The sequence below is a fragment of the Duganella sp. Root198D2 genome (assembly GCF_001428585.1).
In the GTDB taxonomy this organism is placed as follows: Bacteria; Pseudomonadota; Gammaproteobacteria; order Burkholderiales; family Burkholderiaceae_D; genus Rugamonas.
The window spans coordinates 1-16,375 of sequence record NZ_LMIC01000011.1 but is presented as its reverse complement, the minus strand read 5'-3'; the positions used below and the strand labels follow the sequence as shown (position 1 = coordinate 16,375).

The following is a 16,375-nucleotide window of genomic DNA, read 5'->3' as shown; positions in this document are numbered from 1 at the left end:
GCCGCGATTATATCCGCGGCATGACACCGCCGGCTGGGCTCAGTGCCCCATCATCTCATTCCACTGCGGCAGCAAGACGATGCTGTTGGGATTCAGGCCGGCGTTCTTCAGCGTATCCATGCTGGTGACGACGGTGCCGGCCTGCAGGTCGACCACGGTGACCGATCCATCGCTCATGCCCGGCAGGTTAAGCAGGGCATTCTGTACGAAGGCATATTTGCCGTCCTTGGTAAAGGCCACATGGTGGGCCCCTTCTGCTGCCGGGATGGACTTGAGCAGCCTGGGCTCTCCTGCCTTGGCCGATATATCGAAGACATGCAGTTGCCCCGGCTTGGCGCTGGTCACATACATGCGCGTGGCGGCCTTGTTGAAGTAGAGCTCCAGCGGCACGCCTGCCTTGGCGTCGGCAAAGTCATACACCTGCGCCACCTCGAAATCCTTCTTGTCCTTGTTCCAGCTGGCCGTCCATAGCGTACCGCCATACATATTGGTGATGTAGGCTACAGCCGGTTTCGCATTCGGCACGAACAGGATTTCCACCGGCGCCTCGCCGGCCGGCGAAGCTTTCTTCGACACCTTGTAGGTGCCAAGCACCTTGCCGGTGCTGGCCTCCACCGCGCTGATCACCTCCCCCGCATCGCCCAGGTCGGAGGCGCGCACGGTCGACGTGAGCAGGATGCGGTCGGCCGCACCGGAAACGGCCAGCCCATGCGGATACGGCGCCGCCACCTTGATGGTGGATAGCACTTTGTCGCTATGGGCGTCGCCCACCACCATGGCCTGGCTTCCCATGCAGCTCACATACCAGCGTTTGTGGTCCGGCGAGAAAGCCATGTCCTCGCCCACGCTGCAGTCGGGAATGCTGACGGTGGTCATGGCATAGTCCCTGGACTTCATGTCCATCACGCGCAGCTCGGTCTTGCCCAGCGCCGTGATGTAGGCCTTGCTCATGTCGTGGTTGTAGAAAATATGGTGCGCCACCAGGTCGGCCGGCAGCGGGATGTCCTTGACGATCTTGCCGAAAGTCCTGGAGTTGGGGTCGACATCGACAATCGCGATGCCTTCCTTGCGCGCCGCCGGCGCCACCGGGTTCTTGAGCGCCTTGAGCGACTCGGCGGACTTGCTTTCATAATTCATCATCGCCAGGATTTCAGCGCTGGCCAGGGCCGGAATGCCCAAGGCGACCGCGAGGGGAAGCAGGAAACGGATACGCATGGTCCACTCCTTCTTTTGCAGGGTCAGGCATTGAATATTACGCCTGCCGCACTAGAATCTCCATATGCGCCTGCCCTGCCCCCACTGGCTGTTTGCAACCCTGACGCTGTTGGCGGGGATTCCTGTATGGGCCGCGCAACAAAGTGCCAGTTTCGACGTCAAGCAGCAGCGCATTGCCAACCCGGCGCCCACGGTGCGCGTGCCGCAGGGCGACACGCTGGTGCTGGAATTGCGCAGCGACGCCCCGCTGGAGCTGCACCTGCACGGCTATGACCTGATGTTCTCGCTCAAGCCCGGCGCACCGGGACGCCTGCAACTCCAGGCGCGAGTGCTCGGCCGCTTCCCCCTGGCGGCGCATGGCAAGGGCCAGCACCATGCCCCGGCCCTGCTTTACGTGGAAGTTACTCCCAGATGAAGCGCTGGCTGCTGGCAGCCATTCCCTTGCCCGCGCTGGCGCATGGATTCGGCCAGCGCTTTGATTTGCCGCTGCCCTTGTGGATGTTCATGGGCGGGGCCGGCGCCACAGTGGCTGCCACCTTCCTGCTGCTGGCGCGCCAGCGCAATATGCAGCCGCGTGCGCCGGAACGGGCTTTCACGCTGCTGGAACGAATTCCGCTGGCCAGCGTGCTGGCGACGGCCTTGCGGCTGGCGGTGCTGGCGCTGTACCTGCTGGTGATCTGCGCCGGCTTTGCCGGCGCACAGAATCCGTTCAAGAATATTGCGCCGGCCATGGTGTGGGCTATCTGGTGGGTCGGCATGGCCTTCGTCTCGGCCCTGCTGGGCGACTTGTGGGCGCTGGTCAATCCGCTCGACACCGTGTACCGCTGGACCCTGGGCGAGCGCCCCGCCAAGCTGGCCTGGCCGCAATGGGCCGGCGTGTGGCCGGCCGCCCTGCTGTTCCTCGCCTTCGTGAACATGGAATTGAACTGGGAAGGCAGCGAGCAGCCGGCCAGCCTGGCCGCTGCAATGCTGGCCTACTCCTGCCTGTCCTGGCTGGCCATGTTCCTGTTCGGGCGCCGCACCTGGCTGGCGCACGGCGAAGTGTTTGCGGTGGTATTCGGCCTGCTGGCGCGCTTTGCACCAAACCAGGTGCACAATGGACGCTGGCAATTGCGCCCTTTCGGCGCCGGCTTGCTGCTGCAGGCGCCGCTCGGCTGGTCGCATATCGTGCTGGTGATGCTGATGCTGGCTTCCGTCAGCTTCGACGGCCTGCTGGAAACCCAGGCGTGGCTGGACCTGCAGGGCGCACTGGCACTGCCGCCCGCCTTGCTGCGCGGCGCAGCGCTATGCCTCCTGCCGGCGGTATTCCTGCTGGCTTACCTGGCCGTGTGCCGCGCGATTGCCTGGTGCGGCGGCGGTGCGGCGCTGGCGGCGACCGCCGGCTGGTATGTGCTGACCTTGGTGCCCATCGCGATTGCCTACCACTTCGCCCATTACCTGTCCTTCCTGGCGATGGCGGGGCAATACCTGGTCCCCCTGGCTTCCGATCCGCTCAACCTTGGCTGGGACCTGTTCGGCACCCGCTTCTATTTCATCCGGCTGGGCATCGTCGATGCGCGCATGGTCTGGTATGTGTCGCTGTTCGCCATCGTGGCGGGACATGTGGCGGCGGTATGGCTGGGACACCAGACCGCCTTGCGCCAGTTCGGGCCGCGCGCCACCCGCAGCCAGTTGCCGATGCTGGCGCTGATGGTGGCTTACACCCTGCTGAGCCTTTGGATCATCGCCCAGCCGATCGTCAACGGCTGAGCATTGGCTGCAGCACCTGCCACACCTGGCCGGCGCTGATGCCGTGCATGCAGTTCTGGTGGCCGAGCGGGCATTCGCGCTGGCGGCATGGCGAGCACTCCAGGCGCAGCGAAATCGAGGCCGCCAGCTCGGAGAATGGCGGCGCGTGATCCGGATCGGTCGGACCGTAAATGGCGATCACCGGCCGGTTCAGCGCCGAAGCCACGTGCAGCAGGCCGGAATCGTTGCTGACCACGGCGGCCGAACGGGCGATCAGGGCGATGGCATCGGACAGGCTGGTCTTGCCGGCCAGGCTGGACAGGCCAGCCGGTGCCCCGGCGGCAGCAATGACTTCATCGCATGTCGGGCCATCTTTGGGCGAACCCAGAAGCGCAACCTGGGCTTGCGGGTCGCGCGCCAGGATGTGCTGCGCCAACTGGCCGAAATGCGCAGGCGGCCAGCGCTTGGCTGCGCCGAATTCGGCGCCCGGCGCAAACACCACCAGCGGGCGCGCCGGGTCCAGGCCAACCTTGGCGCAAGCAGCGGCAACCTGCTCGCCGCTGGCGGCCATGCGCGGCTTGGGCAGGCCGCCATGCAGCGGCGCCCCCGGCGCATCGGCCAGCGCCGCGTAAAACGGCACCATCGGCCGCGGCGGCGTGTCGTCGTGGTGCATCACATTGATCAAGCCATAACGGCTCTCGCCCTTGTAGCCGACGCGGCGCGCAATACCGGCCAGCCAGGGAATCAGGGCGTATTTCAGGGTGTTGGGCAGGATGTAGGCGTCGGCATAGCCGCGCTGGCGCAGCAGGCGCGCGTAGCGCCAGCGCTCCTTCAATTGCAGCGCGCCATGGCGGAACGGGGTTTCCAGCACCTCGGCCACTTCCGGCATCTGGCGCCAGGCCGGCGACACGGCCGGCGGCGCCAGCACGTCGATCGGGCGCTCCGGATGCAGCGCTTTCAGGCGCTGCAACAGCGGCTGCGCCATTACGGCGTCGCCGATCCAGTTGGGGGAGATCACCAGCGTCCTCATTGGCGCCCCTCCTGTTCAGCACAGCCGGTGGCGCGCACCCGGCGCTGATATACTGCCGGATTGGCGCCCGCCGGCAGGACGGCATTTTTTATTAATCTTTTAGCATCCATGCAACAAGCTTCAACCATCTCGTTAATTATCACCACATACAATCGTCCGGACGCCCTGTCGGCCGTGGTGGAGGCCTGCTTTGCACAGGACGATCAAAATTTCGAGATCATTATCGCCGATGACGGATCGACCAACAACACGCGGGAAACCGTCGCCGCCCTGCAGGCGCGCTCGCCGGTGCCGTTGCAGCACGTGTGGCAGGAGGATCTCGGTTTTCGCGCCGCGCGGGCGCGCAACCTGGGCACCCTGGCGGCGCAGGGCGAATACATCATCTTTATCGATGGCGATTGCGTGCCGCAGAAGGACTTCGTGGCCAACCACCGCCGCCTGTCCAAGCGCGGCTACGTGGTGACGGGCAGCCGCGTGCTGCTGAGCGAAGCCTATACGCGCCGCCTGCTGGAGCAGCACCTCGATATCCAGCGCGCGCGCGCGCTGGAAAAACTCAAGCTTTACCTGGCCGGCAACGCCAACAAATTCCTGCAAACGATGCTGACCCTGCCGAACCTGGGCCGTGAAAGCAAGCGCTTCACCTGGCGCCGCATCAAGAGCTGCAATATGGCGGTATGGCGCAGTGACCTGGACCTGGTGAACGGCTTCGACGAAAGCTTCACCGGCTGGGGCCATGAAGACTCCGACCTGGTGCTGCGCCTGTTCAATGCCGGCGTCATGCGCAAGAGCGGCGCCTTCGCCACCGAGGTATATCACCTGTGGCACCGCGAAGCGAAACGCGACCAGGAATCGAGCAACCGCGCGGTGGTGCTGCAGCGCGCCGTCGACAAGACCACGCAAGCCGTGACCGGCTTGCGCGAGCTGGGCGCAAGCGCAGCCTAGTCGCGCTAGCCTAGTCGCGCAGCGCGACGCGCACCAGGTCGGCCACGTTATCCACGCCCAGCTTGGCCATCAGGCGCGCCTTGTGCACTTCCACGGTGCGTACGCTGATGTTCAGCTGGGGGGCGATTTCGCGGTTGTGGCGCCCCATGACCACCAGTTCGAAGACTTCACGCTCGCGCGGGGTCAGTTCGTCCAGCAGCTGGTCGCGCTGCTGGCGGCGGTCCTGGTCCTGGCGCTGGCGCAGCTGCATCGAAAACGCTTCCTCGATGGCGGCAATCAGCTTGTCGTCGTCGAACGGCTTTTCCAGGAAATCGACAGCGCGCGCCTTGAACGCTTCGCGCGCCGAGCTGACGTCGCCGTGGCCGGTCACGATAATCACCGGCAGCAGGCAGTTCATCTCATTGAGCTTGCGCTGCAAGGTCAGCCCGTCCATGCCGGACATGCGGATATCGGCCACCAGGCAGCCCGCCCATTCGGGCAGCCAGGCATGCAGGAACGCTTCGGCACTGGCAAAAACGGCGGTACGGTAGCCGCGCACCCCCAGCAGCAGGCCAAGGGCGTCGCGCAGCGAAGGATCATCGTCGACGATGAAAACGGTAAGGTTTGACAAGGCTATTCTCCAGAGTCCAGCGCCGGCAGTATAAAACGAAAGACGCCGTGATCGGCAACTTCCGCCCATAAAGTTCCGCCGTGCGCCTCGACGATGGAGCGGCTCAGCACCAGTCCCAGGCCCATGCCGCTGGCCTTGGTCGATACGAAGGGCTCGAACAGGCGTCCCGCCGCCTGCTGCGTCAGGCCATCGCCGCTGTCTTCCACCGTGAAGCGCAGCTTGCCGCCGATATTCTCGGCCGCGAGGCGGATGCGGCGCTGCCCCGCCGGGCGCATGCGCACTGCATCCAGAGCGTTGGCCAGCAGGTTGCGCAGCACCAGTTCCACCTGCAGGCGATCGACCTGCACCGCCAGCGCCGGCGCCTCGTCGATTGAGACCTGCACCCCGTGTTCCGCAAACTGCGGCCGGAACTGCTGCACAATACCGGACTGCAAGGCGGCCGCGCCGACGGTTTCGAGCTGCATGGCGCCGGTGCGGAAGAAGTCGCGCAGCCGGCGCACCACTTCCGCCGCGCGCGCCGATTCATTGATCATCTGCCCGATCGCGTTCTTCAGCACATCGCCCGCATCGCCGCGCGCCAGCAGGTGCTCGCAAGCCTTGCCGTACACCGCCAGCGCCGTCATCGGCTGGTTCAGCTCATGCGCCAGGGCGGCCGCCATTTCGCCCGCCGCGGCCAGGCGCAAGGTCTGCTTCAGTTCTTCCGCCACCTGGCGCCGCTCGTCGACCACGATGCCGATGAAGAAGCCCACCAGCGCCAGCACGGCATCGAGCATCTGCAGTTCGGAGACGGTGATGTTATTGGCGCTGTTGGCCCTGACCAGGGCCACGATGGCGAGCTGCAGCACGAACACCACCAGCGCCGCGCCATGCACGCCCTGGCGCGAAGCGGCCCAGATCAGCGGCAGGAACAGGAAATAGAAGTGCTTGAATTCGGCCGTCATGATATAGCCGAACACCGCCCACAGAACGAAAATCGCCAGCGCCAGGTAGCCCAGGGTTTCCGGCTTCCAGGTGGCCTCGCGCAGGCGTACCCGGTCTTGCGGGTTGGCCAGTTTCCACAGCAGCGGCATGCTGACCACCACCCCCACCATGTCGCCGAAACCGAAACGCCAGGCGGCGCGCAGCCAGTCGCTCCAGGGCACCAGGCCAAGCCAGGCCAGCAGGCTGATATGGCCGACCGCGTTCAGCAAGGTGCCGGCGGCAACGATCATCAGCCAGCGGTAGAAACTCGAGCGCGAACTGAAGATGGTGCCGCCGCCGAGCGCGCGGCGCAGGCATTCGCCCAGCAAGCCGTAGCCGCAGATCAGCCAGGCGGCTGTGAGCAGGGTGCCGGCCAAGCCGCCCGGCAGGCCGCGCACCAGGACATCGCCCGTCACCAGGGCGGCAAACCACGGCAGCGCCGCGCGCCGGCCATACACCAGCCAGAACACCAGGCCGAGTGCTGTGTCCGGGTTCCAGGGCGTGATGTTCAGGCCAAGCAGCGGCTCGACGTAAGTGATCCAGTCGAACAGCAGGTAAGCGGCAAAGAATCCGGTGGCCGGCAGCAAAAACGGAAAACGCATAAAGCCCACTATATCATTGAACTTGAGCAATCATCCGGCGTGCGGGTTTGTTGATCCATGTTAATTTTGCTGTTTCCAGTGCAGCGCGCCGGCAAATCTTGCATGGCCACAGCCATGCAAGCGGAGTAGAATCAAAGCGTTACGCCAGCCTGTGCGTAGGACTAGTTGAAGGGAGATGAAGATGCGCCTGGATATCTACCGCCGTGCCGAACATGACGGCATTTTTTCCTACCTCGCCGTACCCGAGGGCAAACCCATCCCACAGGAAGCCATCAACACCGACTGGCTGCCAGCCGAGCAATCGCTGGAAGTCGACGATGATGTGCAAGGCCTGCCTGATTACCACATCGACCGGCTGACCCAGCAGATGGGCAGCAAAGGCTACGCCATTACCGGCTTGAAAGACATGTAAGCGCGGCGGCGTCAGTCGCCGAACAGCTCGTCAAGCCCGGCGGGACGCGTTCCGGCCTGCGGCTTGGCGCGTCCCTTGCGGCCTGTGAACTCTTCCTCGATATTGTCGCGGTAAAAGCTCCAGGCGCTGCCCGAGGCCGACAGGCGCTGCCACACGTCGCGCCCGACGCCGTCGTAATCGATGGCGCTGCCGTCGTCGAACTCGACGCGCAGCACGCGTGCGCGCTCGTCGTAACCAATGGCGCGCAGCTTGCCTGCGTTGATGCGTTTCATTTCCATTTCATTGTCCCTTTCCGAGCCGGCGCGCCGCGCGCGCCACCAGTTCATGTGCTTCCGCAAACAGCGCCGGCTGCGCCGCGGCGCAAGCGGCACGTTCGGCGGCGATGCGCTGGCGGTCCTGCTCCAGGTTCTGCAAGGTCAGCGCCATGCCAAAACCATCCTGCGGCGCGCCAGCCAGCATGCGCCGCAGCATCTCTTCACCCAGCGCCGGCTTCTGGTGCCCGGCCTCCCAGTACCAGTGCGTCGTGCCCTTCCGGTTCGGTCCCGGAATCGCTTCGCAATTGAATTCGCCGAAGCCGCTGAAGTCGTGCACCGTGATCTGCGCTTGCGGGTAACGGGTGCGCGCGGCCTGCGCCTCCTCCAGTACGATACGTTTCCATTCCTCGAAGCGCTGCCACATGCCGCTCGCTTCATACAGCGCCAGCATCTGCGCGTGATAAGCGTACACCATCAGGCGCAGGTCGACGCCGGGATTATCGCTCGCCGCCGCATCGACCAGGGCGCGCAATTCGGCGCGCAGCCCTTGCCGGTCAAGCCCGCCCGGCGCTTTCTTCACCAGCGAGGCCGCATTCTCTTCCGCGCGCTGGCGAAAGATCTTGTAGTAGCCGTCGTAGCGCACAAATTTGATGTACTGGTGCAGCGGGTTCAGGCCGCGCTCCGTCATGGTTTCGGCCTCGCGGTCGCCCTGCATGGCAAAGGTGGCTGCCGCATCGCGCAAGGCGGACAGCGAAAACAGGCTTTCCACACGCCAGCCCAGTTTGCCAGCCCCTGCTACCGGCGGTTTGCGCGCGCCGCCTTGCTGGCCCGGCGCCAGCAAGGCGTCGTGGAAATCGAGGCCGGCAATCACGCGCGAAGGCGAGATGCCGAGGCTGCGCAAGTACTGCAACTGCCCTACCGCCACCATGGTGCCGGTGCCCGCCAGCCCGAGGTTGTAGGCGCCGCCGCCCAGCAAGGGGCTGTCCGGATCGAAGCCGACTTCAACCCGCGAATTCCCGACCAGGAACTGGGTCGCGCCCAGGCGCCGGGCGCCGGCCAGCTTGATCTCGTTACGGAAGTGCTGCGGCACCGGTTTTTCCGCATTCAGGCCGGGCTTGCGCACCACGCCATACAGGCCATAGGGGTCGGCCAGCATCACCACGCCGGCCACCAGCAGCAGGCCCGCCAGCATGGCCAGGCCCAGTTTGCGCAAATAATGATGGTGCAAAGCGTTGCACATGGTCAGAACTGGAAATAAAGGAATTCGCTCGGCCGCGACAGGGCCAGCAGGCAAAACACGGCCAGCAGGCCGGTCACCAGCGCCGGACGCGGCGCCGGCAGCCAGGCCAGGCGCGCCGGGGCCGCCGTGCCGTCATGATCCAGCGCAGGCTCGAAGCGATGCATGATTTGCTGCGTATTCGGCGCCAGGAAAGCGACCAGCGCGGCCAGCAGGACCCAGCACCATGTTTCAATGAACTGGGTGGCGCCGCCCAGCGTCCACTTGATTCCCAGCGCGGCCAGCGCATCGTGCAGGCCGCCCAGGCGCGCGCCGATAGCATCCGGCAGCGCGACGCCATACTGGCCTGACATGCCGCCCACGATGCGCATGGCCGAGGGCAGGTCGGCGGCGCGGAAGAACACCCAGGCATAAGCCACGGCAGCGAAGGTCAGCGCCCGGGCCGCAACCGCCCCTGCCTTGCCGGCGCCTTGCCAGCCAAGGCGCGCCCTGAGCATCTGCCATGCGTGCGCAATCATCAGGTAGGCGCCGTGCAGGCCGCCCCACAGCACGAAATTCCAGCTGGCGCCGTGCCACAGGCCGCCCAGCAGCATGGTCGCCATCAGGTTCGCTTCGGCGCGCACTGCGCCATGGCGGTTGCCGCCCAGTGGAATGTACAGGTAGTCGCGCAGGAAGCGCGACAGGGTCATATGCCAGCGCCGCCAGAAGTCGACGATATTGCGCGATTTGTAGGGCGAGTTGAAGTTCAGCGGCAGGTGCACGCCGAACATGCGCGACAGGCCGATCGCCATGTCCGAATAGCCCGAGAAATCGAAATACAGCTGGAAGGAATAAGCCAGCACGCCGCCCCAGGCCATCAGCAGGGTCGGCTCGCCAGGCGCCGCGAACAGCGCGTTGGCGTACGGCGCCAGGGTGTCGGCCAGCAGTGTTTTCTTGGCCAGGCCGATAATGAAGATGGTGGCGCCGACCGAGAAGTTTTCGGCGCGCGGCAAGGCGTTCCGCGGGTCGGCGAACTGCGGCATCATTTCCTTGTGGTGCAGCACCGGCCCGGCCACCAGGTGCGGAAAGTAGGTCACGAACAGCAGGTAGTGGATGAAGCGTCCTTCCTGCACGAAACCGCGCGCCGTGTCGACCAGGAAGGCGATCTGGGTGAAGGTGAAGAACGATATGCCGATCGGCAGCACCACCTGCAGCAGTTCCGTATGCTGGCCGGTCAGGCTGGTGTAGAAGAAGTTGGCGTACTTGTAGTAGCCGAGCAGCGCCAGGTTGGCCGCCACGGCGCCGCCCAGCCAGCAGCTGCGCGCCCTGCCCTGCGCGCGCCGGATGGCCTGGGCGCAGCCATAGTTGGCGACGATGGAGCCGAGCAGCAGCGGCACATAGCGCACCTCCCACCAGCCGTAGAAAAACAGCGACGCCAGCGCCAGCCACGCCACGCCCCAGGTCGGGTGGCGGCGTGCCAGCAGGAAGTAGCCGACCAGGGCGATCGGCAAAAAACCCAGCAGGAAGCTGAAAGAATTGAACAACATGATCGGTAGTGGCCACCATGAGGAATGGAGCGGTACTACCGGATTATGTTGAACTATTAATAACTATGGCGCACGATACTGTTGGGTTGGCTTAGCGCCCCATCTTAATACTCGATGGCGACTTCCTGTGCTCCCAGGCCCTGTTCCAGGGCGATCTTCAGCGCATCGGACGGCGCCACGCGCCAGTCGTCGCCAAGCTGCAACACACAGTCGATGCCTTGCGGCTTGACGCGCATCGACACGGGCAGGCCGTATTCGTCGCGGTGCGGGCCGAGGATCTCGGCCAGCCTGGCCGGCGCCACGGCCTTCGGCAGGGCCAGGCCGATCTGGCGGCCGAACTGGATGCGCGCCGCGGTGATGTTGTAGACCTTTTCCGCCGAAATGCGCAGGCCGCCGGAGAAGCGGTCTTCCGACACCTTGCCCGTCACGCACAGGAATTCGTCTTCCTTGAACATATGCTTGTTCGGCTCGAAGACTTCGTTGTACACCGTGACTTCAACCACGGCGGTCTTGTCGTCCAGCGTGACGATCAGCAGCTTGCCGCGCTGGGTCATCTGGGTACGGATGCCGGAAACGACGCCGCACATCATGCGCGGTTCGCGCGACGGCTCCAGTTCGGACAGCTTGGTGCGGGCAAAGCGGCGCGCTTCCGCCGCGTAGGAGTCGAACATGTGGCCGGACAGGTAGTAGCCCAGCGCGATCTTCTCTTCCGCCAGCTTTTCGCGGTCGGTCCATGGCGTCGCCTGCACATAATCAGGCGGCGCCACCAGGTCGGAATCGTCGCCGCCGAACAGGCTGACCTGGTTGGCCGACTTGGCTTCCTGGTCCGCGTATTCCATGGCGAAGCCGACCGAGGCAAACAGCGCCGCCCGGTCGACGCCAAAGCCGTCAAACGCACCGGCGCGGATCAGGGCTTCGATGGTGCGGCGGTTCATCTGCTTCTTGTCGACCCGCTTGCAGAAGTCGAACAGGCTGGTGAACGGGCCGCCCGAGGTGCGCGAGGCGATGATCGCTTCGATCGCGTTCTGTCCCGCGCCTTTCACGCCACCCAGGCCGTAGCGGATCCTGGTCGCCTTCTTGCCCGGCTCGCCGTCCGGACGGAAGTGGTAGGCCGACTGGTTGACGTCCGGCGGCAGGATGGTCAGGCCGCAGACGTCGATCGAGTCCTCGACCAGGATCTTGACCTTCTCGGTATCGTCCATGGCCAGCGACATGTTGGCTGCCATAAACGCTGCGGTGTGGTGGTGCTTCAGGTAGGCGGTATGGTACGACAGCAGCGCGTAGGCGGCCGCGTGCGACTTGTTGAAGCCGTAGCCCGCGAACTTTTCCATCAAGTCGAAGATCTCGTCGGCCTTCTCGACGGTCAGGCCGCCTTCTTGCGCGCCCTTGCGGAAAAGCTCGCGGTGCTCCGCCATCTCCTCGGCTTTTTTCTTACCCATGGCACGGCGCAGCATGTCCGCGCCGCCCAGCGAGTAGCCGCCGATGATCTGCGCCATCTGCATGACCTGTTCCTGGTACACCATGATGCCGTAGGTTTCGGACAGGATGCCCTCGGTGCGCGGATCGGGGTAGTCGAACTTTTCGCCGTGCTTGCGCTTGCAGAAGTCCGGGATCAGGTCCATCGGGCCCGGGCGGTACAGTGCCACCAGCGCGATAATGTCTTCAAAGCGGTCGGGACGCGCGTCCTTCAGCATGCCCTGCATGCCGCGCGATTCAAGCTGGAACACGGCGACGGTTTTCGCCTTGGTCAGCAGCTCGTAGGTCGGGCGGTCGTTCAGCGGCAGCTTGGCCAGGTCGAAATCGGACAGTTCGGGATCGAGATCCTTGATGTAGTTGACGGCGCGGTCCAGGATGGTCAGCGTGGTCAAGCCCAGGAAGTCGAACTTCACCAGGCCGATCGCCTCCACGTCGTCCTTGTCGAACTGCGACACCACGCCGGTATCGCCGGACTGGGTGTACAGCGGGCAGAAGTCGGTCAGCTTGCCCGGTGCGATCAGCACGCCGCCGGCGTGCATACCGATGTTACGGGTGATGCCTTCGACCTGCTGCGCCAGGTCCAGCAACTGGCGCACTTCCTCCTCGTTTTCCTGGCGCTCCTTGAGCAGCGGCTCTTCTTCGATCGCTTCCGCGATCGACACCGGTTTGCCAGGCTTGAACGGGATCAGCTTCGACACCCCATCGCAGAACATATAGCCGAAATCCATCACGCGGCCCACGTCGCGGATCGCGCCTTTCGCCGCCATGGTACCGAAGGTGGCGATCTGCGATACCGCCTCGCGCCCGTACAAGTCCTTCACGTGCTGGATCACCAGTTCGCGTTTTTCCTGGCAGAAGTCAATATCGAAGTCGGGCATCGATACCCGCTCCGGGTTCAGGAAACGTTCGAACAGCAGGTTGTACTTCAACGGATCCAGGTCGGTAATCTTCAGCGCATACGCCACCAGCGAGCCGGCACCGGAGCCGCGGCCCGGGCCGATCGGCACGCCGTTGTTCTTGCCCCACTGGATGAATTCCGCAACGATCAGGAAGTAGCCCGGGAACTTCATCTTGATGATGGTGTCGTTCTCGAATTTCAGGCGCGCCTCGTAGCGCGGGCGCTCCTTCTCGCGTTTCTCCGGATCGGGGAACAGCTGCACCAGGCGCTCTTCCAGGCCCCTGGTCGTCTCCGACACCAGGAATTCGTCGATGGTCATGCCCGGGGTCGGGAAGTTCGGCAGCTGCGGCTTGCCCAGCACCAGCGACAGGTTGCAGCGCTTGGCGATCTCCACCGAGTTTTGCAGCGCCGCCGGCAGGTCGTGGAACAGCTCCGCCATTTCCGCCTGGGTCAGGAAGCGCATCTGCTCGTTGAAGCGCTTGACGCGCTTGGCGTTGGCCAGCATCTCGCCTTCCGCGATACAGACACGCGCCTCGTGGGCGATATATTCTTCCCGCGACAGGAACTGCACCGGGTGCGTCGCCACCACCGGCAGGCCAAGCCTGGCCGCAATCGCCACCGACTGGCGCACTTGGACTTCCTGGTTGGCCTGGCCGGCGCGCTGGATCTCGACGTAGAAATGGCCGTTCGGGAAAATCTCCGCCCATTTCCGGGCATTGGCTTCAGCCAGTTCCAGGTTGCCGTTCTCGATGGCCTGGCCGATATCGCCGAAATGAGCGCCGGACAAGGCGATCAGGCAGTTGCGCGGATCTTCGTCCGGCAGCAGAGGGTACTGCTTGTTGGGCAAGTCGCGCAGCCACTCGGTGCGGATTTCTGCGCGCCCCTTCCACTGGTTGTTCAACCACGCTTCGGACAGCAGCTCACACAGCTGCAGGTAGCCCATGCGGTTCTTCGCGAACAGCATGATGCGGTGCGGTTTGTCGCGGTTGTCGTCGTTGGTGATCCAGGTATCGACACCGACGATCGGCTTGATGCCCTTGCCGCGCGCCGCCTTGTAGAAGCGCACCATGGCGAACATATTGGCCAGGTCGGTGATGGCCAGGGCGCCCTGGCCATCCTTGACCGCCTTCTTGATCATGTCGTCATAGCGCACCAGGCCGTCGACAATCGAATATTCCGTATGGACGCGCAGGTGGACGAATTGCGGTCCCACGGGCGCGGCGGCTGGCGTGGCGTCTACTGGCTGGTCGATTGTTTCAATGCTCATGGGGGCAGGCGGATTTTAAGTCGAATATCCCCCTATTTTAACGCCTGAGCTGCCCCGGGCGCCTCCTAATGAACTAGATTGCTGGCTAGTCCAGCATAGGGCGCGCCATAATTGCTTACAAATGAGCCCGTTGCAGCCGCACGGCGCGGCTAGAATCACCCTTACCAATCCACCCTTGGAGATGAAGATGAAAATTGTTGCTGCTGCCCTGCTGATGACCGCCTCGCTGGCGGCCTATGCGGAAGAACCTGAGCAGTTGGCCAAATCGAAGAGCTGCTTCGCCTGCCACGCCATGGCGAAAAAACTGGTCGGGCCTTCGTTCAAGGATGTCGCGGCCAAATACAAAAACGACAAGGGCGCCGAGGATAAACTGATCCTGAAGGTGCTGCAGGGCGGCTCCGGGGTCTGGGGTGCTGTCCCGATGCCGCCTAACCAGGTGACCGACGCCGAAGCGCACCAACTGGTACGCTGGGTGCTGGCGCAGAAGTAAGCGCTAACCGGGGCGGCCGTCCACCGCCCATCGTCACGCCGGCTTGCGGATGCGGAAGGTGTTCCTGCTGATCAAGTGATCGCCGTTTTCATGGACGCGTTCCACCATTTCCTTCAGCGCGGCGACACCTTCCTCCGACGCCATGTCGCAGAACGCCATGATGTCGCGCGCCGGCACGGCAACCATATACCCTTCGTCCACCAGGCCGGCCAGGTCGCGCTGCCACAACGCCTGCAGCAGGAACATGCTGGCCTCGAAATTGCCGTCGACGAAAACGCCAAAGACCGGGCCATGCTGCTCGACCCGCATATGCTGGCTGCAAAGCTTGTCCAGGTTGGCGATGGCCGAGCGGTGCAGCTGCGCCGCGTCCATGCCGGCTTCGGCGAGATGGCGATGCTGTACATACACCAGCCCTTGGGGCTCGTCGACCACGTAGGCCACCACCAGGCCGGAACCCACTTGCCGCAGTACCGGGCTGTCGGCTTCGGACAGGGAAACCGCGGCGGCGCCACCGGCAATGTCCACGCTTTTCAGATACGCGACAGCGCGCGCCAGGAATTCTTGCGTCACAAACTCTGCTGCACCATCATTCATTGAATTGACCTTTCCATTTTTCAACATTTGATAGCAATTATTCCAGATCATTTAAGCATTTGGCAATCCCTGCCTATTATTTGGGCATTCCGCCGAGTGCGGCTATAATGTCGGCTGTTCCGGATTCAATCGATTACCCATCCCATGCAAGCAACCATTGAAAACGCGCCTGCAATGCCCGGCGCGGCAGCAGCCGTATACGTCAACATAGCGGCCTACAAATTCATCACGCTCGAGCAGCTGGACGAACTGCGCCCGCAATACCAGGACATCTGTGCCCGCCTGGGCCTGAAGGGCACCATCCTGCTGACCCCGGAAGGCATCAATATGTTCCTGTCCGGCACCCGCGCCCACATTGACGAGTACCTGGCCTGGGTCCGCAGCGACCCGCGCCTGGCCGACCTGGAAGTGAAGGAAAGCCTGTCGGCCGATCAGTCGCACCGCCGCATGCTGGTGCGTATCAAGAAAGAAATCATCACCATGCGCCATCCGCTGATCCGTCCTGAAGACGGCCGCGCACCGCATGTGCAAGCCAAAGACCTGAAGCGCTGGCTGGACCAGGGCCACGACGACAACGGCAAGCCGGTGGTGATGGTGGAGACCCGCAACGATTACGAAGTCGACGTCGGCACTTTCACCAACACCGTCGATTACCGCCTGACCAAGTTCACCGAATTCCCGGAAATCATCGAGAAGCACAAGGCTGATTTCGAAGGCAAGACCGTGGTGACCTTCTGCACCGGCGGCATTCGCTGCGAGAAGGCCGCGATCCATATGCAGAACATCGGCTACGACAATGTGTACCAGCTGGAAGGCGGCATCCTGAAGTACTTCGAGGAAGTCGGCGGCGCGCATTACACCGGCGATTGCTTCGTATTCGACTATCGCACCGCGCTGAACCCGCAACTGGAGCCGACCGAGACCAAGCAGTGCTTCGCCTGCCGCGCGGTGGTGACGCCGCGCCAGCAGCTGGCGCCGGAATACGTACCCGGGGTTTCGTGCCCGGCCTGCTTCGGCAAGCAGTAAGCAGCAAGCCATAAAAAAGGTTCATCGCGGATTACCGGGATGACCGAGCTGTAAACGCAAGAGAGCAGTAAGGAAGAGTTATTGTGTTTGTGCGACCAAACCCACTAA

Annotated in this window: 15 protein-coding genes; 6 read left to right on the top strand and 9 right to left on the bottom strand. The window is 63.8% G+C overall.

What is annotated here, in order from left to right:
* Positions 1–39: 39 nt before the first annotated feature.
* The gene (locus tag ASE26_RS11740) at positions 40–1,215 is read right to left on the bottom strand and encodes a YncE family protein (RefSeq protein ID WP_055929820.1); all 1,176 of its coding nucleotides are present in this window, start codon (positions 1,213–1,215) and stop codon (positions 40–42) included.
* A gap of 64 nt (positions 1,216–1,279) precedes the next feature.
* On the opposite strand from ASE26_RS11740, the gene ASE26_RS11735 reads away from it, so the two are divergent.
* Both ASE26_RS11735 and ASE26_RS11730 read left to right on the top strand, forming a co-directional pair.
* Entirely contained in the window at positions 1,280–1,630 is a 351-nt protein-coding gene (locus tag ASE26_RS11735) for a hypothetical protein (protein WP_055929817.1), read from the top strand.
* A complete protein-coding gene (locus ASE26_RS11730) occupies positions 1,627–2,964 on the top strand; it encodes a hypothetical protein (protein WP_055929814.1) in 1,338 nt (445 codons plus the stop codon). Before ASE26_RS11735 ends, ASE26_RS11730 begins: the two co-directional genes overlap by 4 nt.
* Here ASE26_RS11730 and waaF read toward each other — a convergent pair.
* Complete coding sequence (waaF, locus tag ASE26_RS11725; protein WP_055929812.1) at positions 2,954–3,973, bottom strand: lipopolysaccharide heptosyltransferase II; 1,020 nt, start codon at positions 3,971–3,973, stop codon at positions 2,954–2,956. The genes ASE26_RS11730 and waaF overlap by 11 nt on opposite strands.
* A 108-nt stretch (positions 3,974–4,081) precedes the next feature.
* Here waaF and ASE26_RS11720 point away from each other — a divergent pair, with 108 nt between their 5' ends.
* On the top strand, positions 4,082–4,915 hold the full coding sequence (locus ASE26_RS11720; protein ID WP_055929809.1) for a glycosyltransferase family 2 protein: 834 nt from the start codon (positions 4,082–4,084) through the stop codon (positions 4,913–4,915).
* A gap of 10 nt (positions 4,916–4,925) precedes the next feature.
* Here the strand turns inward: ASE26_RS11720 and ASE26_RS11715 are convergent, their stop codons facing one another.
* The gene (locus ASE26_RS11715) at positions 4,926–5,525 is read right to left on the bottom strand and encodes a response regulator transcription factor (protein ID WP_229207121.1); all 600 of its coding nucleotides are present in this window, start codon (positions 5,523–5,525) and stop codon (positions 4,926–4,928) included.
* A 2-nt stretch (positions 5,526–5,527) separates the two neighbouring features.
* The gene (locus ASE26_RS11710) at positions 5,528–7,087 is read right to left on the bottom strand and encodes an ATP-binding protein (protein ID WP_055929807.1); all 1,560 of its coding nucleotides are present in this window, start codon (positions 7,085–7,087) and stop codon (positions 5,528–5,530) included.
* A 181-nt stretch (positions 7,088–7,268) separates the two neighbouring features.
* Here ASE26_RS11710 and ASE26_RS11705 point away from each other — a divergent pair, with 181 nt between their 5' ends.
* The gene (locus ASE26_RS11705) at positions 7,269–7,499 is read left to right on the top strand and encodes a DUF6139 family protein (protein ID WP_055931772.1); all 231 of its coding nucleotides are present in this window, start codon (positions 7,269–7,271) and stop codon (positions 7,497–7,499) included.
* Positions 7,500–7,510: 11 nt separating this feature from the next.
* Here the strand turns inward: ASE26_RS11705 and ASE26_RS11700 are convergent, their stop codons facing one another.
* From ASE26_RS11700 to dnaE, 4 genes are all read right to left on the bottom strand, one after another.
* Positions 7,511–7,771 (bottom strand): KTSC domain-containing protein, encoded by a 261-nt coding sequence (locus ASE26_RS11700; protein WP_229207120.1) that lies wholly within the window; start codon positions 7,769–7,771, stop codon positions 7,511–7,513.
* A gap of 7 nt (positions 7,772–7,778) precedes the next feature.
* A complete protein-coding gene (locus tag ASE26_RS11695; RefSeq protein WP_229208143.1) occupies positions 7,779–8,981 on the bottom strand; it encodes a hypothetical protein in 1,203 nt (400 codons plus the stop codon).
* 14 nt (positions 8,982–8,995) lie between these two features.
* Positions 8,996–10,516, bottom strand: coding sequence for an MBOAT family protein (locus tag ASE26_RS11690; protein WP_057246284.1), 1,521 nt, complete (start codon positions 10,514–10,516; stop codon positions 8,996–8,998).
* Positions 10,517–10,620: 104 nt separating this feature from the next.
* A complete protein-coding gene (dnaE, locus tag ASE26_RS11685; RefSeq protein ID WP_055929796.1) occupies positions 10,621–14,157 on the bottom strand; it encodes a DNA polymerase III subunit alpha in 3,537 nt (1,178 codons plus the stop codon).
* 187 nt (positions 14,158–14,344) lie between these two features.
* Between dnaE and ASE26_RS11680 the strand changes: the two genes are divergently transcribed.
* On the top strand, positions 14,345–14,647 hold the full coding sequence (locus tag ASE26_RS11680; protein ID WP_055929792.1) for a c-type cytochrome: 303 nt from the start codon (positions 14,345–14,347) through the stop codon (positions 14,645–14,647).
* Between the two features lie 33 nt (positions 14,648–14,680).
* Here ASE26_RS11680 and ASE26_RS11675 read toward each other — a convergent pair whose 3' ends face one another.
* The gene (locus ASE26_RS11675) at positions 14,681–15,217 is read right to left on the bottom strand and encodes a DUF1444 family protein (RefSeq protein WP_162246552.1); all 537 of its coding nucleotides are present in this window, start codon (positions 15,215–15,217) and stop codon (positions 14,681–14,683) included.
* A 168-nt stretch (positions 15,218–15,385) separates the two neighbouring features.
* Between ASE26_RS11675 and ASE26_RS11670 the strand changes: the two genes are divergently transcribed.
* Positions 15,386–16,267 (top strand): sulfurtransferase, encoded by an 882-nt coding sequence (locus tag ASE26_RS11670; RefSeq protein WP_057246283.1) that lies wholly within the window; start codon positions 15,386–15,388, stop codon positions 16,265–16,267.
* The last annotated feature ends 108 nt before the right edge of the window (positions 16,268–16,375 follow it).

Coding starts and splice junctions, on each gene's coding strand:
- ASE26_RS11680 (WP_055929792.1), top strand. CDS start 14,345: ATGAAAATTGTTGCTGCTGCCCTGCTGATGACCGCCTCGCTGGCGGCC.
- ASE26_RS11700 (WP_229207120.1), bottom strand. CDS start 7,771: ATGAAACGCATCAACGCAGGCAAGCTGCGCGCCATTGGTTACGACGAG.
- ASE26_RS11705 (WP_055931772.1), top strand. CDS start 7,269: ATGCGCCTGGATATCTACCGCCGTGCCGAACATGACGGCATTTTTTCC.
- ASE26_RS11670 (WP_057246283.1), top strand. CDS start 15,386: ATGCAAGCAACCATTGAAAACGCGCCTGCAATGCCCGGCGCGGCAGCA.
- ASE26_RS11735 (WP_055929817.1), top strand. CDS start 1,280: ATGCGCCTGCCCTGCCCCCACTGGCTGTTTGCAACCCTGACGCTGTTG.
- ASE26_RS11720 (WP_055929809.1), top strand. CDS start 4,082: ATGCAACAAGCTTCAACCATCTCGTTAATTATCACCACATACAATCGT.
- dnaE (WP_055929796.1), bottom strand. CDS start 14,157: ATGAGCATTGAAACAATCGACCAGCCAGTAGACGCCACGCCAGCCGCC.
- ASE26_RS11730 (WP_055929814.1), top strand. CDS start 1,627: ATGAAGCGCTGGCTGCTGGCAGCCATTCCCTTGCCCGCGCTGGCGCAT.
- ASE26_RS11690 (WP_057246284.1), bottom strand. CDS start 10,516: ATGTTGTTCAATTCTTTCAGCTTCCTGCTGGGTTTTTTGCCGATCGCC.
- ASE26_RS11740 (WP_055929820.1), bottom strand. CDS start 1,215: ATGCGTATCCGTTTCCTGCTTCCCCTCGCGGTCGCCTTGGGCATTCCG.
- waaF (WP_055929812.1), bottom strand. CDS start 3,973: ATGAGGACGCTGGTGATCTCCCCCAACTGGATCGGCGACGCCGTAATG.
- ASE26_RS11710 (WP_055929807.1), bottom strand. CDS start 7,087: ATGCGTTTTCCGTTTTTGCTGCCGGCCACCGGATTCTTTGCCGCTTAC.